A 23,400-nucleotide genomic window follows, 5' to 3' on the forward strand; every position below is an offset into this window, starting at 1 on the left:
TGTTAATAATCGAATGAACATAGTTAAAAAATATGAAACGAACTATTGAAGTAATTACCTATCACGGGTGGGGGATGAATGCTCAGTTTTGGGATAAATGGGATGGACTCTTTAAAGATCATGTGGAATTCAAAAAAAATGACCGGGGATATTTCAACGAGCCCGTCAAGCAACATTTTAAACATAAAGAGGCAGTTCGCGTCTTGTTTGTTCAGGGTTTTGGAATGCATTGGGTTTCGAAAGCTGATTGGAAGAATGCGCATCTCATTGTTTTGTTTTCCACCTTCAATAACCTGAAAGAAATAATGAGCAAGAGTAGAACGGTAGATCACGTGGTTCAGCAGTTACAGGAAGACATTGATCATAAACCTTATCATACACTTGATTTGTTCTGGAAGGCGATGTTTAAGTCTGGCGAGAAAATGATAACTATGGATGATTATGACATACGCGACAAGGAACTACTTAAAAACGACCTTGAAGCCTATTATCATAACCTGGTAAGCAATGTGCCCATTAAGGCGAATGCGAAAGTGATTTTATACGAAACTCAATATGACGACATAAGCATTTTTAGCCAGGTAGAGCAAATGAAGAGTCTTTTTGGGAGGCTAAATTATTACCACTCTTTTGATATTGTTGGTCACGCTTTTCCTTTTAGTCATGCAGAAAAGTGTTATGAAGAACTAGCTGGTCATCTGGATATTTTTGACTAATCAACTTCGAGAAGCTTACAAATTCTATCAAAAAGTTCGTTTCTGGCTGTATTGTCCTTCAGTATAACATGGAGATGTTCTTTGCCAATATGGAGAACTAAGTTAGATTGAGCAGAAGGCTTTTCGATAGAGGTAATAATACTAAGATTTAATATCTGTTCATGCCCTAAGCCATTCATAAACTTTATCGCTTTCATATAAAGTAGTTTTATTAAGTTAAGGTTGATCTCCTTTTCAGAAACCCCCGGAGAATACATGAATAAGGAATAATTTTGACCAAAAAATTACTCCTTATTTCGTAATTCAAATATTCTTAATTCCAAAAATAACTATTGATATAAATCGCCATAAGGTCTTATATTTGATGCCGCTCTGGAAACAGGGCATTTTTATTGAAATGCGAGAATAGCTCAGTTGGTAGAGCACAACCTTGCCAAGGTTGGGGTCGCGAGTTCGAGTCTCGTTTCTCGCTCAGAATGAAGGGTCTTTGACAGTTGTTGAAGACCCTTTTTTTGTGCTCGAAGGAAAGGTTTAAATGAATATCAAAAAAGTATGGTACTTAAGAACGTCGATTTTTCAACCTGGTCTATATCCTGGACTCTTCAGGCTGGAGGTTTTTAAATGAAGTGGATGAAGAGCTGTTGCTTGCAAGAAGTAGTTAGTCTTTTTTTCGAAATGCTTCAAGGTATTCTAAACCTTCTAAGTTACGTCGTCTTCCAAAAGGAACGATTTGGTATTGATATTTTTGGAGAGCTGTTGAGTCATACAAAGTTTCCCGAATTTGTTCCTCAAAAATATTTGCCACATTCTTTTCATAGAAACTATGAATCTGTTTTTCCAGTGAAGGATCGTCTAGTTCTCGGAATAAGTTTAAATAAAGGCTGCTCTGTACATAGTCAAGAGACGACAAATAGGCACATCGGTAAAAACTATATCTCAAATGGGTTGCATCACTATTGTTTGAATTAAATAAACGCCATTCATTTTCCGATAGAGTTCCAGTTGAGTATTTATAATTCACACTATCAGGAAAAGTAATACTAATAATCATGCGTATTGTCCTATTCGAAATTGGTAAACGACAATTTTGAGGACTACTTAAATAGAGGAGGGAAATATATTTTTGTCGTTCTTCTTCACTAGAAAATATACCATTATTAATATATGCATCCTCTTTAAGTGACCTTATATCTAAATAATTGAACTCAGATAACATGTATGCATCAATGGCTTTTACATGAAGATCACTTATGTCATCAAAATCTTCCTGTGTAGAAAGCAATAAGTTAGAAATAAGATAGGTTTCTAAAGACTTTTGACTCAAAGAAGTATTCAAAGTATCAAAAGTATCAATTGCTGTTTGAACTTGTGGTTCAACTTTATTCTCAACTAGATTCTCTATATAGAAATTGAATCCAAGGATACTAATGACTGTAAATAGTGTAAGCGCTACACCGACAATTCTAAAAAGCTTATTCGCAAAATCTTCCCATAATCTTCGTTTCAAAAGCTCCCAGGTTTCCTCATTCATTTCTGCTACTGGAGGAATTGGCCCTCTATACTCTTTTTTATCCTTCTTCTTAAGCGTGAATTTTTTCATGAGGTCCCCTTTATTTAATATTCATACTTCTCTGTTATAGATTATTTAGGAGTATAAATCACTAAAATGAATTATTCACTCTTTAAGCTTAAATTCTATAAAAGAGTAATTTGAAACTACGTGCTTATTTATCAGCACAGATGAGATAAAGGTTAGTAGGCTCTATGAAAACCTATCAACCGGGCAGTTTCTCTAAAAGTTCGAGTATTTGAGGAGCTAGTTTGACCACTAATTCCTGGCCTTTCTTCCCTGTTTTGAACACATTCTCTGCAAAAGTGTGACCATCATTAAACTTATCGACAAAACCCCAGAGCTTTTTCATGCCTGATGATTTTTTAATGGCTTCGGGATCCGTTTCATTTTTTAATTGCTCAAGGTCTCGAATTAGTGATTGAAGCTCCGTATGAACAAGAGTTTCTTCTTTTAATGAAGTGGCTATTTGCTCAAGTAAGTCGGTGATCGCAGTAATATCCTGCTCCATTGAAATCATCTGGTTGATATAAGCCGAATTACTTAATGAAAAATTAACATTTGTAGATGAGGAAACACTTTTTTCTAAAAGCTTCATAAATTTTTCAAGATTGTTTTCCTGAAGTTTTATGATTCGTTGCATGGAAACTAGCTCATGATTCAAAAGGTCAATTTTATTTTCATATTTGGCAATTAAGATAGGATCATTAAAGTATTGGTCTGGTTTAACAGCACCGGACATCATCAAGCCATACTCATTGAAAGCTTTTTCAACGACTTCTTCTTCCCCGCTTTCTGTATTAACGAATAATTTTACGATACGTTCTTGTTGTTCAATACGGACCCGAGGTTTTTCATCAGGGTATTTTTCTCGTAAGTATGTACCAAAATAGCGAAGTACTTCGGCTCCGAAATCGAAGTGTTCTGGCTCAAATTCTATACTTCTTGAAAAGGTTTCTGGTGAAGAGTAATCATTGATCATCGACTGTACTTGTTCAATTGCAAAAGCATGTGCCAAGCGAATTGAAGAATGTATAATATCAAAAACCGATTCTATTGTTTTATAAGATGGAAAAGTCGTTTTAAGCGGAATTCGGTAGGCAGCTTCATAATGGAGTGTCTTCCTTAGTGACTTAAATAATTTTTGAATAGAAGATATAGTTCGGTATTCAAATTCTACGTGCGGTGAAATTCTTCTAACAGTATCTAAAAAATGAAGAAAAAAATATAAATAGATTGCATTTGAAGGGTTTTCAAGGTCAGAACTTGGAATAACACAATCTGTTGTTACCGAATAAATCTCATTAAAGCCTACACGTTCAGTAAATTCTAAGTCTATACCTAAATGTTTAGTAAATTCTAAGTCAATACCTTCATTATAAAACCCCAATTCAGGGTCAGCAAAAAAAGTGTAAAAGTTAAATTCAGGAGAAATTTCTGATATATCGGAAATTTTAATTAGGTCAAATGGGTGGTTTAATGGATATTCTTTAAGAAGCTCAATATGTAGTAGCTCAGTTTTCTTATCAAAATGAACCTCAGCTAATGGCTCTGAACCATAAAAAAGAGCTCCATATTCGGAATCATATTCTGTAAAATCTATTCTTAATGACATAAATTTATTCAGCCTTAATAGGCTCTTTTACTTCTTCAAAAGTCAGGGTGTAACGTCCGCACATAGTCAGGCAAATAGGTTAAATATCCAATCTTTAATGAGTATGAAAAACGTAACGGCAAAGATCAATGTAGGATAGAAATAAATGTGAGATTCATTCATGCCTACAAGATATCTATATAGCATTTTCAATCGAATCTTAAATAATTCATATGATCGAAACCCATAACCTGGTAAACCTATGTAGTTGTCATTATATCCATCTACCCCGACACGAAAACCTTCTTCAGAAAAGAGCACTTCTGTCCAATGTTCAGGAATAGTTGTTTTCTCTATTCTATAGTTCTTTATCCTGTGTTCAGGGACACTTTCGAGTGTAACTAAATAATTATAAACAATTTTCTGCACATACTTTTTAATTGAAATATGTGCATAAACCGCTTGTCTTTGGTGTATATAAATCTCTTTTAGCCTTCCTGATAGGAGGATGTAGTATCTGTAGTAAATGATGAGATAGAAGGCCAGCGCAAAAAACTCCAACCGGTCTGGATTAGAAAAGGTAATTCCTCCACCTAAAAACTTGAATTCCGATTCAAACGAACCCCCAGCGAAATAGTAGACAAGGGCTAAAAAAGAGATCGTACTCAATATTTTAGCTCGTTTCCCGAGTTGATCAATTTCTTTTTCGGTTAATGGATTCATTGATTCCTAATAAGGGTACGTTATATTAATACAAATAATAAGTTAAGGTGTAAAAATGAAGCTAGAAGTACAACGGTCTTTTGGGAATAAAGAGTAATACGATCGGCTTTAGGGTTACAAAAACAACCCTTGCATCAAACAGGAAATCCCTGTTCTTTAGTGACTCATTCTAACTAACGGGATTCATGAAATGGGGAAGACACTAACCCTGATCACAGCAGCTATTCTATTCATTTCTTTATCTGCTGTTCAGGCTCAGGAAAAAACGAAATTTGAAATAGCCGATGGGTTGAAAGCACAGAATATTTCTGTTTCAGCTGTTACTAAAGACGGGAAATTTGTGGTTGTTCGTGTAGCTGGCCGAGGCGATCGGTTGGGGGTTAATCACGACCGTTTCGCAGATCCAACCTATGTTCAAAAGAACACGGCTGAATATTTACTCATCGATACCGAAAGTGGAGAGCAAGAGGAATTGCTTCCTCCGGGTTCTCAGGTAAGTGGTTTTTTCTTTTCCAATGACGATTCCAAATTGGCTTATCTCAAATTGGTTGATCAGCGCTACCAGTTGTTCGTATATGAGGTAAATCGTAACCGACATCGCCAGATAAAACCAAAAACGGATCTCGAACTCTCCGACTATTTCCTGTATTGGCATCCGGATGATTCAGCCATTATTGTTGGCTTGCGTGCTGAGAACTGGAGAGCCAAAGCGGATTCTATGTATAAGGAATTAGCAGAAGGCCCCATCACAGTTCAAACATCAGACAGCACAACTCTTGCCTGGGCACGAGTGTGGAGTCAGGAAAGAAAAAATCATGTGGCATCTATTAACCTTTCAAATCGAAATGTGACCATTCTTACCGATGAAGGCCTGATCGATGATTTGGTATTGGAAGAAAACGCAAAGCACCTGGTCTATAGCAGAACCTTTGTATTGAAAACAGTGTACGGCCGTGGTGATGATTCGGAGTATGAATTCTATAAACTGAACCTGGAGGATATGTCGGTTGATACCTTGCTAGAACGCACGACTGATTATCCTAACTGGGATTGGAATAATGCCGGAAGTGCCTACGCTTATGAGGAAGACGGCAAAATTTTTATTCAACAAGCAGAAACCTCTTCTCCCAGAGAAATCACTGCTGGAGCGTATGAATTCATTGCAGATGAAGATACAACTGAACTCGAGTTTTCTGTGCTTAGATGGCATCCACAGGATCAGAAGATTCTATTGCAGTCGGAAAAAGGGTATCACTTAAGTGGATTGGATAGCGGCTCGGTTGAAATGGTTTATACCTTCCCTAAAAATCCCAATAAAGCACCAAGAAGATGGATAGCTCATTGGTCGCAGGATGGGGCGTACCTGTACTTGGGTTATTCAGCTCGTGATAAATGGGAGCGTGGAATTACACGGTACAACCTCGAAACTCAAAGCATGGAAGATCTTCGCATCGACGGAGATGTATATTCAGGCTGGGTTTTTCCTGAAGAGTCAGATGTAATTTTTTTCGAGCAGAGTGATGGAGCTCATCCTAATGAATTATTTGTTGCAGATGCTCAAATGCAAAATGTACGTCAGCTTACTCAGATACATGATTGGGCGGCCAATAAGCAACTGGCAACTTCCGAGCTCATCCAATACACCGATATTGATGGAGATACACTGTATGGGGTGCTTTATTATCCAGTAGATTATGAGGAAGGTAAACGATATCCACTGGTAGCTTATGTGTATGAGACCTTTTTCAATAATGGATTTAATACCTTTATCAATATCCTTACGGCCCAAAATTACTTTGTACTTCGTCCATCCGTGGATTTAGAGCGTGGGTATCCGGGCGAAGCCTGGATGAAAGGGGTAATGCCAGCCATCAATAAACTGGTAGACCGGGGATTAGTGGACCCAAATAAGCTAGGCGTTCAGGGGATTTCTTATGGTGGGTATGCAGCCAATCTCTTAATTACCCAAACAGATCGATTTGCTGCTGCCATAAATACTTCTGGTAAGGTTAACATTATATCATTCCTTGGTGATTCTCCTAAAATCACGACACGAAATTACAACGCCGCAGAAGTTGGACAGGATCGCATAGGGCAATCTCTATGGGAAGCGGAAGACAAATACATTGCACATTCAGCAGTGATGTATGCCGACCGAATCAAAACTCCATTACTAATGCTAACCGGTGAAGGCGACTGGAACGTGCCTGAAACCAATCAGCGTGAAATGTACTATGCACTTCGTCGCCTGGATAAGAAAGTGAAATGGGTACATTATCGTTATGGTGGTCATGGGGCTGGTCGTGCCGGGCGTGTTGAAGATTATTATCACCACTGGGAAACGGTGCTCGATTGGTATGAGGAGCATTTCTTTCCAGAGGAGGACGAGGAATAATTGTCCGATAATATGAAACCAACTATTGGGTCGGAACGACTAGAGGTAATTGACGCATTACGAGGATTTGCTCTGTTTGGGATATTATTCGCAAACCTCTACAGCTTCGTCGGATACAACACAATGGCTCCGGAAGAAATTAAAGCGTTGCCGAACCTAGATCTGGGCATGCTGTTTTTTATCGACTGGTTTGTCGAAGGTAAATTCTACGGAATCTTTTCTATTCTTTTTGGGGTCGGCTTTGCCCTTCAGTTAGAGCGTTTCCGTAATACGGGCGATAACTTTATTGCCTTTTGGTTTAGGCGTATGATTGTGCTGTGCTGTTTCGGGTTATTACATATGTATCTGGTTTGGAACGGAGACATTCTTACCCTCTATAGCCTACTAGGTATGTTATTGCCATTATTTATGAATCTATCGAACAGGGCTCTAATTCGATGGGTCGGGGTACTGCTGGTAATTCCGATACTCATTTATGGTTTGCTGTATGTTACTCAGGATTCTTCGTTCTGGGGATCCATGAGGGGTTATTCCATGGGTTTGAAAGGAGAATGGGGATTTTCACATTTGTCTCTTTATGAGATGCGAACATCTGATTCAGCGTTAGAAGTGTTCGTTGTGAATGTTCTCTATGCTATCCCCCGGGCGATGAGCTATTTGATGACAGGTCGTTATTTTCATGTATTGGGATTATTCCTGATTGGCATTTTGCTTGCTCGCCACTGGTTGCCAAAAATTCGTAATAAGGACATATCAGTTCCTAAAGGTGCAATTTGGTTAGGTATAGTTGGGCTGGTTTTTTCCTTCGCATATGCGGTAGTGAAACTCAGATTGGGAGGGAGTTTTGCGTTAAACGGAATAGGCTTTATCCAGGTGCTTGTGTACAATATAGGTTCTACAAGTATGGCTGTGGGGATTGCCATGCTCTTCCTTTATTTATGGGCAAGGGGTAAAGCAAGCGGCGCATTCAGGAATCTTGCACTGCTTGGGCGTATGGCATTAACGAATTACATATTTCAAAATATAATAGCGATTCTGCTATTCTTCGGTTATGGCTTTGCACTGATGCGCCAGGTCCCCCATATATATCCATCCCTTTATTTGCATTCAGCATTTTGGGACTGCAATGGGTGTTTGGACGTGTATGGCTCAGTCGATTCAAGCAGGGGCCGCTTGAATTCATATGGCGTAAACTCACCTATCGTTCAGTAAAAAAAGAGGCTTAAGAATTCATCAAGGTTCTTAATAATCCTCCTTTCCCCTCTTCCACATTCGCCGTATTTTCATTTCACAAAAAATTCATCAAGGACATGTATCCTGTGTGATCAGAGGATATCATCGAATAAAAAATAAGAAGGCATGGCAGCAGTTGAATCAACAATGCTGGAGCTTAATACGGTGGCTCCGGATTTCACTCTTCCCATTGTGACAGGTGGGACGTTAAACTTTAACAACTATGCTCAAAAGGCGAAAGGAACAGTAATTTGCTTTATTTGCAATCACTGTCCTTTTGTAAAGCATATAAACAAGCAATTGGTGACAATAGCGAACAAATATATCCAGCAGGGAATTAGCTTTGTGGCCATTAGCTCCAACGATGTAGAAAACTACCCGGCAGATGCTCCCGATAAGATGGTGGAAGTGGTTCGGGAGGAAGGATACCCATTTCCGTATCTCTATGATGAAAACCAGGAAGTAGCTAAACTATATGAAGCTGCTTGTACTCCTGATTTCTATTTGTTTGATGGAGATCAAAAGCTGGTATATCGCGGGCAATTTGATTCAAGTCGACCCGGAAACGGACAGGAAGTAACCGGTGAAGATTTGGAAAGAGCAATTGTGGCGTTAATGGAAGGTGAGGAACCAGTTTCTTCTCAAATTCCAAGCATTGGATGTAATATTAAATGGAAAGCAGGCAACGCACCTGATTATTTCGGAATATAAAAATGGCAAATATCCAGGATTTACGAAGAGAGTATTCTCAATCTGAATTAGATGAGAAGGAAGTAGACTCCAGCCCCGTTAAGCAATTTCAGCTATGGTTTGAACAGGCTGTGAAGGCTGATATCCTGGAACCCAATGCAATGTCCTTAGCAACGCTGGATTTCCTAACCAGACCGCATAACCGGATTGTGCTTCTAAAAGGATTTGATGAGAACGGTTTTACCTTTTTCACCAACTATGAAAGTAGCAAAGGAGGAGAGTTGGCGAGCAATCCATACACTTCCTGCTGTTTCTTTTGGAAAGAGCTGGAACGTCAGGTGCGTATTGAAGGGGAGGTTTCCAAAATCTCTAAAGAAGAGAGCGAGGCTTATTTCAGATCCAGGCCAAGAATGAGCCAGTTGGGAGCCCTGGCTTCGCGTCAAAGTATGGAATTACCAGATCGAAATGCCCTGGAACAAAAGTTCGAAGAGCTCCAAAAGGCGTACGAGGGTAAGGAGATCTCAATGCCTGATTATTGGGGAGGATATCTAATCTCTCCATGTTACTTTGAGTTTTGGCAGGGGAGGCAGAGTCGGTTGCATGACCGAATTAGCTATACCAAAGAAAAAGGTGACTGGATAATCAAACGGTTATCGCCTTAACTCTTTTTGTTATGCCAAAGATTAAGGAACAAAGGATGGAAGAAATCCGGACGTTCGATAATACGTTCGATTGGCATGACTATAACAGCAAAAACCTTTTTCCTAAAGGAAGCTGGAACTCGGATATCTTTAAGAACGACAACCCCATCGTGTTAGAATTAGCCTGTGGAAAGGGAGAATATTCGATTGGGCTGGGGCAGCTCCATCCCCAAAAGAACTATGTAGGTTTTGATATAAAAGGAAACCGGATGTGGGTAGGTGCTCAAGAAGCTCTTGATTTGGGATTAGAGAATGTCCGGTTTTTTAGAGCTTTCATTGATCACTTAGATCAGTTCTTTGCTGAAAAAGAAGTCTCTGAAATCTGGATTATTTTCCCGGATCCTCAACTCAAAAAAGACAGGAAGAAACTAACCTCGCCAAAGTTTCTGGAACTCTATCGTCCTCTGCTCAAAAAAGGATCGACTATTAATTTGAAAACAGACAGTCCTGAGCTTTATGAATTCACCAAAGAGGTGATTGAGGAGCAGAACCTGATTCTTCATCGGGATGTGGCTGATGTTTACAAAGAGTGTCCTGATGATCCTGAGCTGAGTATCAGGACCTATTATGAAGGCTTGCACATAAAAAGAGGAAGAACGATCCGCTTTCTTTCTTTTAGTCTGGACTGAGGATTTAATAGTCATCCCGGACTTGATTCGGGATCTTGTGGCAAGGCTTAAGATGCTGAAACAAGTTCAGCATGACCTTGAGGGATTTAATGAAAGTGAGCAAAAGACTAGCCACCACAGATACGGGTCAAAGTCAGGGATGACAGTCGAAAAAAGCTCACACATCTAATACTTCAAAAAGAAGTAAAAACGACAAAAGAGAAATTGAAGGAAAAGAAGAAAAAACAATGTGTTTTATTTCCTTTTCTCTTCTTTTAATTCTTTATTACTGAATATTGATTTTCTCCTGAAACTGATTAACTTGATCAAGTTAACACTGTTAACCTAAGATATGAGCGACAAAGAACTTTCCTTACGAGATCGAATACTTGAAATAAGCAGGCACTATGTTTATACAGAAGGGCATGCTTCTTTATCTATGCGCAAAATTGCTAAAGAAGTGGGAGTAACTGCTACCAGTATATATCTCCATTTCGAGAATAAAGACGATCTAATTCATACACTTATCGAAGAATCTGCAGATGAATTGAGCATGGCAATCATTGAAAGTGCTGATCAACACACCTCAACCATCGATAAGTTTGAAGCCATCATCAGAAGCTATGCCGATTTTGCATTATCTAATCCTGAGAAGTATCAGATTATTTTTACAGTGCAAGCAAATAGTATTGCTAGGTACCCCAAAGAGAAGTTTAGAAAAATAAGAAAGGTATATGCACTTCTTGAGTCAGTAATTCTTAAGGGAATTGATGAGGATATCATGGAATTGGATGAGCCTCTTATTGCTGCATATTCTATATGGGCGCAAATGCATGGTGTAATTGCAGTTATTCTGAATCAACGTTTGGACAGTCGTATTGATCGCAAAAAATTCTTAGAGGAATCCATCGAGCATATAGTACAGGGATTCCTAATTCGAATCACAACTATTTAATTAAGTTTCATGGAAGCATTAACTGATTTTCTAGGATTTTTATATGAAGTGCCCATTTGGGCTTCTGTTACGTCAGCCATCTTGATAGCTGTTATTTTTGCTTATTCAGGAGCTCCACTTTGGTTATGGGCTATAGCTGGTTATATAGGAATAGCCGGATTGGACGCTCCAAACTGGCTTTATATTACCTATTCTGTTTTGGTAGTATTATTTAACGTAAAGCCCGTAAGAAGGACATTACTGAGTGGCCCAATAATGAAATTAATGGATGCTCTCAATTTTCTCCCTACTATCTCTGAAACCGAGCAAACTGCTATCGATGCTGGTACCGTTTGGGTAGATGGAGAGTTATTTTCTGGCAAGCCAAATTTCAAAAGAATATTGGATGAAGCGTATCCTGAGTTAACAAAAGACGAACAAGATTTTTTAGACAACCAGGTGGAAGCGCTTTGCGAGATGGTGAACGACTGGGATGTATTCGTTAAAAAGGATTTTGAAGAAGAAGCTTGGGAGTTCCTGAGAAAGGAAGGCTTCTTTGGTCTCATTGTTCCGAAGAAGTTTGGAGGGCATGAATTTTCTGCCACTGCTCATAGTGCTATCGTAGCCAAAGTAGGTTCCCGGTGTGGTCCGTTAGCAACAACGGTGATGGTACCGAATTCACTCGGCCCTGCTGAGCTATTGATGCACTATGGAACCGAAGAGCAGAAAGAGTACTATCTACCTCGTCTTGCAGCAGGTGTTGAAATGCCTTGTTTCGCACTTACTGAGCCAAATGCTGGTTCGGATGCTGGGGGGATGACTTCAGAAGGAGAAGTATTTAAAGGAGAGGATGGAGAGCTTTACCTAAAGCTCAACTGGAATAAACGGTATATAACCCTTGCATCTATCTCGACGGTACTTGGTCTTGCGTTCAAACTTAAGGACCCTGAAAACCTACTTGGTAAAGGTGAAGATTTAGGTATCACTTGCGCCTTAATTCCATCTGATACCAAAGGAGTAGTGCTTGGAAAGCGGCACGACCCACTTGGAGTTCCTTTCCATAATTGTCCTACTCATGGACATGATGTAATCGTCCCAATTGATGCAATTATTGGTGGAAAGGAAGGTGCAGGGAATGGATGGCGAATGCTAATGGAATCATTAGCCGTTGGTCGTGGAATTTCACTTCCGGCGCAAAGCCTTGGTGGAGCAAAAATGGCGACTAGGGTTGTTGGCGCTTATGCGATGATTAGAAAACAATTCGGTCTTAACATCGGAAAGTTTGAAGGTATAGAAGAGCCTATGGCCAGAATTGGTGGATATACTTATTTCATGGAAGCAGCAAGAAGATACACTACAGGTGGTCTCGATCAGGGAGCAAAACCTGCTGTTGTTACTGCCATTATGAAATACAATTTTACAGAGCTAATGCGCGAAATTGTAAACGATGGAATGGATATCGTAGGTGGAGCTGGGATTTCGAGAGGTCCCAGGAATATATTCGCTAATGGATATATCTCCTTGCCAATAGCGATTACGGTAGAGGGGGCAAACATCCTAACTCGAACGTTAATGATATTTGGCCAGGGAGCGATACGATGCCATCCTTATGCACTCAGCGAAATCAAAGCTCTTACTGAAGGTGATGTGAAAGGCTTTGACGATAATTTCTGGAGACACATTGGTCATGTTGGACGAAACAAAGCACGTGCTTTTGTATTGAGTATCACTAGAGGAGCTTTGGCAAGTTCACCGGTAAGTGGACCAGCTTCTAAGTATTTCAGAAGGTTGGCATGGGCTTCGGCATCGTTTGCTTTCTTTGCTGATATCGCACTAGGATCGTATGGTGGAGCACTTAAAATGAAAGAGAAAATAGCCGGTAGATATGCGGATATACTAAGTCATATGTATTTAGCTGCTGCAACCTTAAAGCGATTTGAAGCTGAAGGAAGAAGAAAAGAAGACGAAGCATTCTTCAAATGGGCGATGGAATATATTTTTTATAGAATCCAGGTAGCTTTTGAAGGAATTTTGAAAGAAATCAAAGTTCCGGGATTAAGCTGGGTGTTTAGGTTAGCTGGTGTATGGTCGAGGTTGAACCCTATAGGAACATACCCATCAGATGATTTGGGTCATAAAGTCGCATCTGCAATACAGGTAGTAGGTGATCAAAGAGATCGTATTACTGATGGAATTTATGTACCCAAAGATCCTGAGCAGGCAATGGGAAGATATGAGAACGCTCTTAACTTGATTACTCAGGCAGAGCCGGTATATAAGAAGTTATATGTGGCTATGAAGAAAAAAGAGCTTCCCAAAGCGCCGGTTACCGAATTAATCGGTATAGCTCTCAAGAAAGAAGTGATTACTCAGGAGGAGGCTAAACTGGCAACTGATGCAGAAGAAGCCAGAAATGATGCTATCCAGGTTGATGAGTTCACGCTTGAAGAATACATGAACGAAACTCCTAATGCCACAAGTGGAAAAGGGCTGACTTCATCAGAAGTAATTTCTGCTATGTAAATTGCTTATTTATTAGTAGTTTAAACATAAAATTCTTAACCGATACCCGGGTGAGATGATACTCCCCGGGTTTTTTTGCTCTTAACTATCTACCAGCCTCCGCTGGCTCCACCTCCTCCAAAACCGAAGCCACCTCCGCCACTAAATCCGCCGAAGCCACCGCCACCGCCTCCGAAGCTGCCTCCTCCACCAAATGATCCGCCTCCGCGGTTTCTCCCACCGCCGTTAAAGAAAGTGCTCCAGAATAAAGCTTCTACCACATCATCCGGACCAAATGTACGTCTTCGACCTCTTCCTCCACGACCTCCTTTTGAGATCAAAAAGATGATAATTACAATAATGATGATGATTACATCAATTGGAATGCCTCCATTTCCTCCAGAATTTCTTAGACCTTCAGGAGTTCCTTCAAACTCTCCAGATGCTAACTGGATAAGTGCATTAGTAGCACGGTCAAGTCCTCCATATACGTCCTGGTTTCGAAAACTTGGAGTGATAATTTCATCAATAATCCTTCCGGACATTAGGTCTGTAATAGCTCCTTCCAATCCATAGCCGACTTCGATACGTATTTGGCGATCTCCTTCAGAAACTAAAATAAGTACACCATTATATCGCTCGCCCTCCCACATTCTCCAGCTATTAGCTAGTTCTCCAGCTACTTCTTCAATTGAATTTCCTTGAAGGGATTCGATAATAGCGATAGAGATTACGTTCGTAGTAGTATCTCGATAGTTTATTAGCTTTTGTTCAAGAACACGCTCTTCTGAACTGGTAAGCATATTGGCATAGTCGTTGACCATACCTGTTGGGCGATCGGGGAGGAAGTCAAAATTTTGAGCAAAGGCTGTTGAGATGGAAGTAAGAGCAATGAATAAAACAAAGGCTGTCTTCGCGAGCACAGATTGGTTTGTCTTTGCGAGGAGTTTAATCATAGAATTTGGGATAACTTTTCGTTCGACGAAGCAATCTCCATGATCCAGGTTGATATTCTGAGATTGCTTCAGGGTTTGTTTCACAGAACCCTTCGCAATGTCGTTTGATTTTTTTACCTGATTAAGCATCCCCATTCTCCCCATAACTAATTTCATCGTCCAGTTCATTTACATCATCCGACTGATAAGGGAAAAACTCTTTCAGTTTTTGTCCTACCAAAAGGATGGCATCTCTCAATCCACTTTCGTAATCATCGGCCTGAAAGTATTTCTTCATAAGTTCGATTTCACTGTTCCAGAAATCCTGGCCGACTTTTTCATGAATACCTTCATCTCCCCAAATGGCCATTTTATGATCTTTTGTGGCGATATAGATAATTACTCCATTCTTGAGTTCAGTTTCGTGCATGTTTAAGTCAGCGAAAACTTCTTTAGCCCTGGTAATAGCATCATTTGCTTTGCAACGATCCTCAATATGAACCCGAACTTCACCTGAGGTATTGTTTTCAGCTTCCTTAATGGCAGCTACAATGGTTTTCTCTTCTTCTTTAGTTAAAAATCTAGCCATGGGTAAGAAAGACAATTGACAGTTGACGGATGACCAATGTTAGTCGTTGGTCATCCGTCCTTCGTCGTTAAAATTAATTGGAGAAATCTACGGTAGGTGCTTGTTCAGCTCCCTGCTCGGCTTCGAAATAAGCTTTTCTTTCAAATCCACCAATTGAAGCAAAAATGCTTGTTGGGAATTTTCGAATAGCCGAATTATAGGATTGAGCAGCATCATTAAATCTCTTTCTCTCCGTTGAAATTCTGTTCTCTGTTCCTTCTAATTGCCTTTGAAGATCTCTAAAATTCGAGTTGGCCCTTAGTTCAGGATAACGCTCAACCGTAACAAGTAATCTGGACAATGCTCCGCTTAATTGAGCTTGTGCTTGTTGGAATTGTTGAAGCTTAGCAGGATCGTTTAAGTCATCTGCTGAAATATTGATAGATGAAGCGTTACTTCGTGCATTGGTAACGGCAGTTAAAGTCTCTTGTTCGAAGTCAGCTGCTCCTCTTACCGTATTCACCAGATTAGGAATAAGATCTGCCCTGCGTTGGTATTGATTCTCTACCTGTGCCCATGCGCCTTCTACGCCTTCTTCTCGGTCTACGAGTCCGTTGTTAACGCCAATTCCATAAATTGCGGTAATAGCAACAACTACGATTCCGATTAATAATTTTCCCTTCATGATTGTGTATTTAGTTATTTAATTTCCGCCCGCTTAATACGGACTAAATTCGTTTTAGTTCAACTTCATTAAACAATAATCAAAAACTGTTCCATTGTCAGAGCTTAGCCCCGAATTCATTTATTTTGACTTAGATGATACCCTTCTCGATCACAAAAAGGCAGAACAAAACGGTTTAGCCGATGTTCATAAACATTTTGAAGAGATCAACAGAATACCATTATCCAAACTTATTGATACCTATCATCACATAAATAAAGGATTGTGGGAGGAGTACGGGAGAGGAGAAATTGACAGACACATTCTGCACCGTAGAAGATTTGAAGAAACCTTTACAGCATTAGGGATTACACCCTCTTTGTATGAGGAGGCTGGGAAAGTATATATGAATTACTATCGCAATCATTGGGAGTGGATAGAGGGAGCAAAAGAAGCGTATGAAAAAGTTGCTGCAAAATACCCAACCGGAATAATTACGAATGGCTTTGCGGAAACTCAATGGATGAAGATCAAACAGTTTGGTTTTGAAGAGACAACCCGTCAGATTGTCATTTCGGAGGAAGTAGGGGTGATGAAACCACATCCCAGGATATTTGATCATGCGACTGAATTAGCAGGAGTAACCAGGGAAAACATCCTTTATGTAGGAGACTCATTTACCTCAGATGTACAGGGAGCGTTAAAGGCGGGTTGGAAGATTGCATGGTTTAAAGAAAACCCAACAGAGGAAGAGGTGGCTATTCCTACTTTTTGGTTTGATGATTTTGATGCGTTGCTAAAAAAGCTTGGGGTTTGATATGTACTTCAAGTCCCTATACCGATCATATTTTATCAGACTTGAAAAGGAAGAAATCTATGCGAAGTGTTTTGAGAATGGGAACTGGATAAAACTAGATCCCAATGTTGGGTTAGACGAAAATTTCGCAGTCGTTAGCATTAATGTAAAAGATACCAACTTGATGCTAAATAATTGGTTTGATAAACAAACAATTAAGCGAATAAATCCTCTAGATCACTCCAGAACCGTTCTTTCAGATTTTTTCGTTTTTGAGGAAGTCATTAGAAATATTGCCAAAGTACTGAATGATAAGTGGTGGACGACCAGAGCTATGTTTATCATTTGTATTGGATACGAGCTAAAAGGTGGAATAAACGAAATCGAGGCCCGGGCTTTAAGAGACGCAGCTGAACACGCTGGTGCAAAAGAAGTGCATATTATTCTTAATCATATATCCTGTACGGTTCATAGAGCGGATGATTTGTATGAAGCTCTGATACAGGTATATGGGAAATCAAATAGAAAGAAAAATAAGGTTTTAAAAAAATTGGATATGTAGTCCCCTAAGCACTTTTCGATTTAGTATTAATCCGCAAAGGAATTTCTTCAGTAGTTTCTCAATCCTTAAACTCTTTTTTCAGTAGAATTACAGGATAAAAAAGTCCCCTCTTAGGAGGGGATTTAGGGGTGGGTTTAATGGCAGTATACTCTACTCTTGTTGATTCTTCTCTTTCGCTCAGAATGACTTATTGGGATTCCAGTAGTTTCTCGGTCAATCTTTTATTCGCTTTCGGGAAAGGATATTCCTCCAGTTCCGAAATATCAACCCAATGCACTTTCTGGCTGGATTTTGGTTTGGGGTCACCTGATATTAAATGGCATAAATAAGCATAGAGCGTTATAGAGAAATGAGAGTAGATATGCTTTAGTTGCATGAATTCTTTGTAAGCGTGTACCTCGACTCCTAACTCTTCTTTTAATTCCCGTTCAACTGTTTGTTGGATGCTTTCACCTTCTTCCTGTTTGCCTCCTGGGAATTCCCAAAGTCCTCCCAGCATTACATTTTCTGGGCGAAGGGCAATAAGTACTTTGCCATCTTCTCTTTGAATTATGCCAACACCGATATACTTATGAGGCTTTTTCTTTGCCGGAGATTTATAGGGAATCGTATCCGTTTTTGCCATTTTGGTTGCCACACATCCAGCCTGGATTGGGCAATCCAGACAATTGGGATTGGTTGGCTTACAAACAATTGAGCCAATTTCCATCAACCCTTGGTTGAAGGCTGCAGGATGTTCTCTACTGATTAACTCATCAACATGAGCCTGAATCTGTTTGGTAGTTCTTGAACTCCTGGTATCTTCTTCAATTCCAAAGTAGCGGGTGATCACGCGAATCACATTTCCATCCACTACTGCATTGGGTTCTCCAAAAGCGATACTGGTGATAGCTGCTGCTGAGTAAGGTCCTATTCCTTTGAGTTTGATAATCTCATCATATTCAGACGGAAGCTTGCCATTATATTTTTCTACTATTTCCTTTGAAGCGGCATGTAAGTTTCTGGCACGTGAATAGTATCCCAAGCCTTCCCAGGCTTTTAATACTTGTTGTTGATCTGCTTTCGCCAAGTCAAAAACGGTTGGAAATTCACCCATAAAACGCTCGAAATAAGGCCACGCTTGATCAACCCGCGTTTGTTGGAGCATGATTTCTGAGATCCAGATTTTATACGGGTCTTTGGTTTCTCTCCATGGCATCTCTCGTTTATTCCGGGAATACCAATCCAGGATATTCTGGGCAAAATCGAGATTAGACACTGAGCTTATCTTCCCTGCCTTGAAATGTTCAGAACCGTTAAGGAAATATCCTGTGATGCAGCAGCTCCTTGCTCATCTGTAGCAATAATACGGAACTCATGTTTGCCAATCTGTCGATCGGATGGGATCCACGTGAATTCACCTGTTTGCTCATTTAAGTTGGCTCCTTCAGGTAAATCAACTCCCAGATATCGGATAAGTGAACTTGAAGGATTTTCCGGATCTATAGCTCGGTAGGTAGTTATATATTCATCATTAACAGCAATTGACGTACTTCGTACAGGGCTGAATCTAGGAGGTGAATTAAATGTTCTTACATCAACCGAAAATCTGGTGCTATCAACTTCTCCATTAGGATTTGTGGCAACAATGGTAAACCAGTTCATACCTATCTGATTAGGATTAGGCTGCCAGTAAAATCCCTGATTTCTTATTGCGGCATTCGCCACATTAGATCGATATGTAAATTCAACTTCTTCGTTACTTACTCCGCTCTCTAGTTCGATAGCTACCAATAGAGGTTTGGGATAGGTAAGTATTATATTATCGATGGTCTTTAAGCTAAATTCACCGCTACTCACTTGCTGCGACTGATTAGGTGTCGCAGTTTGTTCGTTTTGCTTTAATGGGCTGATTTTGTCAAAAGCACTTATCCATATTGTTTGTGCGCTTTTGGAAATATGGTGATTTGCATCTCGCTGAGTCTTCCAAGGTTGTAGCTTTTCACTACAGTTTGAACTCCATAGCTCGCCGAATTCATTTTTGGCAATTAAAAACTCATCAACGGCGACTAGTGTTGCAACTCTTCCTTGAATATTACCACAGTTGTTTCCAAGTCCGTTAGTGTTTACCTCAAAAATATCACCACTTCTAGTGGCTCCCCAGATTAAACCGTTATCAAGAAAGAGATGATGAAGCTGAACCCGAAGGTCTACACTTGATTGATGGGTCAGTACTTCTTCTTCGATAGAGAAAACGTGCACTTTTGAGTCGTTGGTAAGCACAAAAAGTTGATTGCTTATTATGGAAGAAGCTACATCAAGGACATTTGCTCTTCCTATTACATCATTCGCTACTATTTCAGCTTCGCTATCAACCGTTTCGGGTGTTTCTAGGGATAAGCTTCCCAGGCCGCTGCTGCCTAAAGCAACATAAAGGTTATTCTCTAGTCGTGCTACACCAAGCGGTTGTGCCGGCAATAAAGTTGATGAATATACCCCGAGTACAGAAGTTGGTTCAAGAACCGTTAACCTTTTTGAATCACCATATAGGTAGGCAAAGCGAATATCAGCCTCAATGATTTCTCCGCGACGCTGCATACCTGCAGAAGTATACAACCATTGTAAAGAATCCTGATAGGCACGAAAAACAGCCATTCCTTCTGTTTCAGACAACACATAGAAATGAGCATTCGAAGCACCGACTGCCTTAACATTGGGGATAGATAGAATTTTAGTGTAATCTTGAACAAGCTGGGTTTGTGAAAATAAGTTTCCATTTATGAGGAAAAGGAAAGCGTTTAGTAGAGAAATAAAACCTGTCTTTTTTGACATAAACTATAACCAGTTATGCTTTTTATACCATCGGATTGTCCGGGAGATGCCTTCTTCGAGGCTAACTTCGGGATTGTATCCAAAATCGTTACGAGCTTTATCTGAGGAACATACCCATTCTTCAATAAGCTCATTTACTTTTTCACGGTTTACAACGGGGTACTTGCCAAATAATGATGCTCCGCTTTCAATTGCACCAGCAATTTTTTTTGCCCAGTTTGGGTTGATCTTGATGGGGATAGGTCTCATTCCCATCACAGTTGAAGTTATGGATCGAATTTGATTCCACGAGTAGGCGTCCTTTTCACCGCCCATATTATAAATGTGTACTCCCGGGGTTTCTATGCTGGCAGATTGTATCATTCCTTTTACTAAATCTGTGACATATACCATAGAAATCTTGGGATTGTTCCCATCACCAACAATAGGGCATATGCCCATTTTAAAAGTCTTAAAAAAGGTATAAATATCTGCTTCACGAGGTCCATATACTGCAGAAGGCCGGATCATTTTGATAGAGTCATTTTCACCGGCTATTCTTTCTACTACATGTTCCATTTCTTTTTTCGAAGTCCCATACATAGTCAACGGTCGAAGCGGAACATCTTCCGGGACCGGAGTGCCAGAACTAGGTCCTACAGCTGTAAGAGAAGAAGTGATGACGATATTTCGGATTCCCTTTTTTTGAGCAATCCGGATTAGGTTTTCGGTGGCTTCTACATTAGCTCTGGTAAATTCCTTTTTATTTGGTGCTCTAAGAACCGCAGCATTATGATAAATGATATCTACACCGTCTAACGCTTTTGTGATGGCCTGTAAGTCAAACAGGTCCCCTTTCACTCTCACAAAATCTAAACCCGTCAACCATCTGTCAGAACTTCGAACCAGGCAACGGACTTCAGAAATGTTTGGGGAGGCAATTAAATGTTCTACTAAATGGCTTCCCACAAATCCGGTACCACCAGTAACAAAGGCTATCATAAATGTGTATATTCGGCGATTATTTTTTGAACTTAACCAGCATAACTAAAATAAGGTGTTGGAAGATACTAATCTGGTTTTTGCTTTTAAACTTTTATGAAAGAACTGAGAGTAGCTCTTTTCACAGGTAATTATAACCATATTAGGGATGGAGTCTCCCTAACTTTGAACAGGTTAGTAAGTTACCTTGAGAGTAATAATATTCCGGTACTGGTAATAGCGCCGAGTAATAAAGAGCCCGCAATTGATCATTGTGGCGACCTAATTGTAACACCATCGATACCTATGTTGGTTCCTGGAAGAAAGGAATATCGGATCGCCACACACTTTCCGCGATGGGCTAAGAAAAAAGTAGAAGAATTCAATCCAACTCTCATACATATCGCCACACCTGATGGCTTAGGTGTTGGAGCATTAAAATGGGCTAGGAGGAAAAAACTCCCGAGAGTAACCTCTTACCATACACATTTCCTTAGCTATACTGATTATTATCCTGCTCATTTAAACCCGGTAAAAAAGCCATTCAAAAATCTGATGAAGTGGTTCTATCGTCAGTTTGAGCATACCTATGTACCCAGTCAGTCTATGATTGAAGAACTGCATAATGAAGGTATCCCTGGCACAATGAAAATCTGGGCCAGAGGAATTGACCTGGATCGGTTCAATCCTTCCAAAAGGGACATGGAATGGAGAAGAGGTGTAGGTTTTAAGGACGACGAAATTGTGGTGTCCTTCGTATCTCGATTAGTATGGGAGAAAGAACTTCGTACTTACATTGATAGTGTGAATGAAATTCAGAAGAAATATCCAAAGGTTAGAGCTCTGGTAGTTGGAAATGGTCCGGCACAGGAAGAAGCGGAACAACTATTACCAAATGCGCATTTTACAGGTTTTGCAAAAGGAGAAGATTTGGCGAGAGCCTATGCAAGTGGAGATGTCTTTATGTTTCCTTCCCATACCGAAACATTTGGAAACGTTACTTTAGAAGCAATGGCTAGTGGATTACCCTGCGTTGTCGCAGACGCGATTGGGAGTAAATCACTGGTTAATCATGGAGTAAACGGTTACCTGGCCAAAAAGGAAAGTGTAGAAGATTTTACTCGACAACTAGAAAAAATTGTAAGTGATCCGGAAAAAAGGATTGAAATGGGTAAAACTTCCAGAGAAATGGCAATGGGTTACCAGTGGGAATCGATAAATGCTGGGTTAGTAGAAAACTACCGTGAAGTGCTTGAGAACTGGAACCAGGAGTAATACGTTGCGAATCCTTTACATTTCTCATCTTCATCCACCTAAAGATGCACCTCTGAAGAGCATTGGAGGTATGCAACGCGTTAGCATGCAGTTGGTTGATGAGCTAAGCAAAAGAGAAGACATAACTATAAAAACTATCATTCAGCATGCCCCATGGAAAGGGATTGAGGTAAGAACATCTTTTTTTCTTGCAAACCTGGCAAGGAAATTACCAGGTATAGTTGACGAGTTTAAACCAGATGTCATTTTATTTTCTTCAATGGTTACAGCAAGTCTAGCAAAGATTACCAGAACCAGGGTAGATGTGCCTATGGTAACCATCAATCATGGGCAGGATGTTAAAATGCCAATTGGGATTTACCAGAAGTTTGTCCCTAAAGTATTTGACGCCCTTGATGGTGTGATATCTGTATCCAGAGCGACTCGTGAAGAATGTATAAAAAGGGGAATGGCTCCCGAAAAGGGAATAGCATTACCAAATGGGTTTGACCTTTCAGATTTTAAAGAAGTTCCTGATAGGCAGAGGTCAATTCAGGAAATCAGCAAAGCTTTTTCAATAGATTTGAGCGGAAAGCATCTGCTTATTACAGTCGGAAGACAGGTAAAAAGAAAAGGACATGAATGGTTTATCAAAGAGGTATTTCCAAAAATCAATTCTGAAGTACTGTACCTTGCTATTGGAGAAGGTCCCGAACATGAGAATTTGAAAAAGATCTGGTCCGATCTTCCTTATAAGAAGGATGTTCTTCTTGTAGGAAAACAGCCTGATGAAATTTTGAGGTACGCCTACTCAGCCGCAGATATTTTTGTAATGCCAAATATCCCTGTATCTGGAGATATGGAAGGTTTTGGGATAGTATTATTGGAAGCCAATCTTGCAGCAACCCCAGCCGTTGCAGCCGATTTAGAGGGTATAAAAGATGTAATTGAAAACGGTGAGAATGGCTATAAAGTCCCTGTAAGGGATGCGGGGCAATTTGCCGCAAGAATAGATGAAATCATTACCGAAGGAAGTGAAACTCTGGGCCAAAAAAGCCGGAGCTTCGTTGAGGAAAACTTCTCCTGGGATCACGTTGCTGATCGATATATTTCTTATCTTCGAACCGTGATCAAAAACTACGCACGCCGTTACTAGTTCTTCTTCTACTCTTATCAATTTGAAA

General features: G+C 40.0%; 22 protein-coding genes and 1 tRNA gene. 13 read left to right on the forward strand and 10 right to left on the reverse strand.

Features of this window, described 5'->3' with window-relative positions; genetic code table 11:
* The first annotated feature begins 32 nt into the window (after positions 1–32).
* Entirely contained in the window at positions 33–716 is a 684-nt protein-coding gene (locus ED557_14920) for a hypothetical protein (protein RNC79373.1), read from the forward strand.
* Here ED557_14920 and ED557_14925 read toward each other — a convergent pair.
* Positions 713–973: a hypothetical protein gene (locus tag ED557_14925; GenBank protein RNC79374.1), complete on the reverse strand. Its 261-nt coding sequence runs from the start codon at positions 971–973 to the stop codon at positions 713–715. The two genes, ED557_14920 and ED557_14925, sit on opposite strands and share 4 nt — an antisense overlap.
* A gap of 142 nt (positions 974–1,115) precedes the next feature.
* On the opposite strand from ED557_14925, the gene ED557_14930 reads away from it, so the two are divergent.
* Positions 1,116–1,188, forward strand: a tRNA-Gly gene (locus tag ED557_14930).
* A 186-nt stretch (positions 1,189–1,374) separates the two neighbouring features.
* On the opposite strand, the gene ED557_14935 is transcribed toward ED557_14930, so the two are convergent.
* The 3 genes from ED557_14935 to ED557_14945 form a co-directional block, all read right to left on the reverse strand.
* Positions 1,375–2,316 (reverse strand): hypothetical protein, encoded by a 942-nt coding sequence (locus ED557_14935; GenBank protein RNC79375.1) that lies wholly within the window; start codon positions 2,314–2,316, stop codon positions 1,375–1,377.
* A 175-nt stretch (positions 2,317–2,491) separates the two neighbouring features.
* Positions 2,492–3,901, reverse strand: coding sequence for a hypothetical protein (locus ED557_14940; protein RNC79376.1), 1,410 nt, complete (start codon positions 3,899–3,901; stop codon positions 2,492–2,494).
* A 66-nt stretch (positions 3,902–3,967) separates the two neighbouring features.
* Positions 3,968–4,603 (reverse strand): hypothetical protein, encoded by a 636-nt coding sequence (locus ED557_14945; protein ID RNC79377.1) that lies wholly within the window; start codon positions 4,601–4,603, stop codon positions 3,968–3,970.
* A gap of 190 nt (positions 4,604–4,793) precedes the next feature.
* Between ED557_14945 and ED557_14950 the strand changes: the two genes are divergently transcribed.
* The 7 genes from ED557_14950 to ED557_14980 all read left to right on the forward strand — a co-directional run bounded on the left by ED557_14950 (position 4,794) and on the right by ED557_14980 (position 13,687).
* Entirely contained in the window at positions 4,794–6,998 is a 2,205-nt protein-coding gene (locus tag ED557_14950; protein ID RNC79378.1) for a S9 family peptidase, read from the forward strand.
* 12 nt (positions 6,999–7,010) lie between these two features.
* Positions 7,011–8,210 carry a DUF418 domain-containing protein gene (locus ED557_14955; GenBank protein RNC79379.1) on the forward strand — a complete coding sequence of 400 codons (1,200 nt, stop codon included), beginning with the start codon at positions 7,011–7,013 and terminating at the stop codon, positions 8,208–8,210.
* A gap of 147 nt (positions 8,211–8,357) precedes the next feature.
* A complete protein-coding gene (locus tag ED557_14960) occupies positions 8,358–8,942 on the forward strand; it encodes a thioredoxin family protein (protein RNC79380.1) in 585 nt (194 codons plus the stop codon).
* Positions 8,943–8,944: 2 nt separating this feature from the next.
* Positions 8,945–9,583, forward strand: coding sequence for a pyridoxamine 5'-phosphate oxidase (gene pdxH, locus ED557_14965; GenBank protein RNC79381.1), 639 nt, complete (start codon positions 8,945–8,947; stop codon positions 9,581–9,583).
* A gap of 11 nt (positions 9,584–9,594) precedes the next feature.
* Positions 9,595–10,251, forward strand: a complete 657-nt coding sequence (gene trmB, locus ED557_14970) for a tRNA (guanosine(46)-N7)-methyltransferase TrmB (GenBank protein RNC79382.1) — start codon at positions 9,595–9,597, stop codon at positions 10,249–10,251.
* A 331-nt stretch (positions 10,252–10,582) separates the two neighbouring features.
* Positions 10,583–11,185 (forward strand): TetR/AcrR family transcriptional regulator, encoded by a 603-nt coding sequence (locus tag ED557_14975; GenBank protein RNC79383.1) that lies wholly within the window; start codon positions 10,583–10,585, stop codon positions 11,183–11,185.
* Positions 11,186–11,194: 9 nt separating this feature from the next.
* Positions 11,195–13,687, forward strand: coding sequence for an acyl-CoA dehydrogenase (locus ED557_14980; protein RNC79384.1), 2,493 nt, complete (start codon positions 11,195–11,197; stop codon positions 13,685–13,687).
* 89 nt (positions 13,688–13,776) lie between these two features.
* Here ED557_14980 and ED557_14985 read toward each other — a convergent pair whose 3' ends face one another.
* From ED557_14985 to ED557_14995, 3 genes are all read right to left on the reverse strand, one after another.
* The gene (locus ED557_14985; GenBank protein ID RNC79518.1) at positions 13,777–14,622 is read right to left on the reverse strand and encodes a TPM domain-containing protein; all 846 of its coding nucleotides are present in this window, start codon (positions 14,620–14,622) and stop codon (positions 13,777–13,779) included.
* Between the two features lie 121 nt (positions 14,623–14,743).
* Entirely contained in the window at positions 14,744–15,190 is a 447-nt protein-coding gene (locus ED557_14990) for a TPM domain-containing protein (protein ID RNC79385.1), read from the reverse strand.
* A gap of 73 nt (positions 15,191–15,263) precedes the next feature.
* Positions 15,264–15,854, reverse strand: a complete 591-nt coding sequence (locus ED557_14995; GenBank protein ID RNC79386.1) for a LemA family protein — start codon at positions 15,852–15,854, stop codon at positions 15,264–15,266.
* Between the two features lie 94 nt (positions 15,855–15,948).
* Here ED557_14995 and ED557_15000 point away from each other — a divergent pair, with 94 nt between their 5' ends.
* A complete protein-coding gene (locus ED557_15000) occupies positions 15,949–16,650 on the forward strand; it encodes an HAD family hydrolase (GenBank protein RNC79387.1) in 702 nt (233 codons plus the stop codon).
* 1 nt (position 16,651) lies between these two features.
* Positions 16,652–17,191 (forward strand): hypothetical protein, encoded by a 540-nt coding sequence (locus tag ED557_15005; protein RNC79388.1) that lies wholly within the window; start codon positions 16,652–16,654, stop codon positions 17,189–17,191.
* Positions 17,192–17,378: 187 nt separating this feature from the next.
* On the opposite strand, the gene mutY is transcribed toward ED557_15005, so the two are convergent.
* Genes mutY through ED557_15020 form a run of 3 tightly spaced genes read right to left on the reverse strand, consistent with a single transcriptional unit; the run spans position 17,379 to position 20,983 of the window.
* Positions 17,379–18,449: an A/G-specific adenine glycosylase gene (gene mutY / locus ED557_15010; protein ID RNC79389.1), complete on the reverse strand. Its 1,071-nt coding sequence runs from the start codon at positions 18,447–18,449 to the stop codon at positions 17,379–17,381.
* A gap of 5 nt (positions 18,450–18,454) precedes the next feature.
* Positions 18,455–20,002, reverse strand: coding sequence for a cadherin repeat domain-containing protein (locus ED557_15015; GenBank protein RNC79390.1), 1,548 nt, complete (start codon positions 20,000–20,002; stop codon positions 18,455–18,457).
* Between the two features lie 3 nt (positions 20,003–20,005).
* Positions 20,006–20,983, reverse strand: a complete 978-nt coding sequence (locus ED557_15020) for an NAD-dependent epimerase/dehydratase family protein (protein ID RNC79391.1) — start codon at positions 20,981–20,983, stop codon at positions 20,006–20,008.
* 96 nt (positions 20,984–21,079) lie between these two features.
* Between ED557_15020 and ED557_15025 the strand changes: the two genes are divergently transcribed.
* Entirely contained in the window at positions 21,080–22,237 is a 1,158-nt protein-coding gene (locus ED557_15025) for a glycosyltransferase family 1 protein (GenBank protein RNC79392.1), read from the forward strand.
* Positions 22,238–22,307: 70 nt separating this feature from the next.
* Positions 22,308–23,372, forward strand: a complete 1,065-nt coding sequence (locus ED557_15030; GenBank protein RNC79519.1) for a glycosyltransferase family 4 protein — start codon at positions 22,308–22,310, stop codon at positions 23,370–23,372.
* Positions 23,373–23,400 lie beyond the last annotated feature (28 nt).

This window comes from Balneola sp., assembly GCA_003712055.1.
GTDB lineage: Bacteria > Bacteroidota > Rhodothermia > Balneolales > Balneolaceae > RHLJ01.

Excerpts from the sequence above, each read along its gene's own strand:
- ED557_14920 (RNC79373.1), top strand. The coding sequence starts at position 33 with ATGAAACGAACTATTGAAGTAATTACCTATCACGGGTGGGGGATGAAT.
- ED557_14925 (RNC79374.1), bottom strand. The coding sequence starts at position 973 with ATGTATTCTCCGGGGGTTTCTGAAAAGGAGATCAACCTTAACTTAATA.
- ED557_14935 (RNC79375.1), bottom strand. The coding sequence starts at position 2,316 with ATGAAAAAATTCACGCTTAAGAAGAAGGATAAAAAAGAGTATAGAGGG.
- ED557_14940 (RNC79376.1), bottom strand. The coding sequence starts at position 3,901 with ATGTCATTAAGAATAGATTTTACAGAATATGATTCCGAATATGGAGCT.
- ED557_14945 (RNC79377.1), bottom strand. The coding sequence starts at position 4,603 with ATGAATCCATTAACCGAAAAAGAAATTGATCAACTCGGGAAACGAGCT.
- ED557_14950 (RNC79378.1), top strand. The coding sequence starts at position 4,794 with ATGGGGAAGACACTAACCCTGATCACAGCAGCTATTCTATTCATTTCT.
- ED557_14955 (RNC79379.1), top strand. The coding sequence starts at position 7,011 with ATGAAACCAACTATTGGGTCGGAACGACTAGAGGTAATTGACGCATTA.
- ED557_14960 (RNC79380.1), top strand. The coding sequence starts at position 8,358 with ATGGCAGCAGTTGAATCAACAATGCTGGAGCTTAATACGGTGGCTCCG.
- pdxH (RNC79381.1), top strand. The coding sequence starts at position 8,945 with ATGGCAAATATCCAGGATTTACGAAGAGAGTATTCTCAATCTGAATTA.
- trmB (RNC79382.1), top strand. The coding sequence starts at position 9,595 with ATGCCAAAGATTAAGGAACAAAGGATGGAAGAAATCCGGACGTTCGAT.
- ED557_14975 (RNC79383.1), top strand. The coding sequence starts at position 10,583 with ATGAGCGACAAAGAACTTTCCTTACGAGATCGAATACTTGAAATAAGC.
- ED557_14980 (RNC79384.1), top strand. The coding sequence starts at position 11,195 with ATGGAAGCATTAACTGATTTTCTAGGATTTTTATATGAAGTGCCCATT.
- ED557_14985 (RNC79518.1), bottom strand. The coding sequence starts at position 14,622 with ATGATTAAACTCCTCGCAAAGACAAACCAATCTGTGCTCGCGAAGACA.
- ED557_14990 (RNC79385.1), bottom strand. The coding sequence starts at position 15,190 with ATGGCTAGATTTTTAACTAAAGAAGAAGAGAAAACCATTGTAGCTGCC.
- ED557_14995 (RNC79386.1), bottom strand. The coding sequence starts at position 15,854 with ATGAAGGGAAAATTATTAATCGGAATCGTAGTTGTTGCTATTACCGCA.
- ED557_15005 (RNC79388.1), top strand. The coding sequence starts at position 16,652 with ATGTACTTCAAGTCCCTATACCGATCATATTTTATCAGACTTGAAAAG.
- ED557_15015 (RNC79390.1), bottom strand. The coding sequence starts at position 20,002 with ATGTCAAAAAAGACAGGTTTTATTTCTCTACTAAACGCTTTCCTTTTC.
- ED557_15020 (RNC79391.1), bottom strand. The coding sequence starts at position 20,983 with ATGATAGCCTTTGTTACTGGTGGTACCGGATTTGTGGGAAGCCATTTA.
- ED557_15025 (RNC79392.1), top strand. The coding sequence starts at position 21,080 with ATGAAAGAACTGAGAGTAGCTCTTTTCACAGGTAATTATAACCATATT.
- ED557_15030 (RNC79519.1), top strand. The coding sequence starts at position 22,308 with ATGCAACGCGTTAGCATGCAGTTGGTTGATGAGCTAAGCAAAAGAGAA.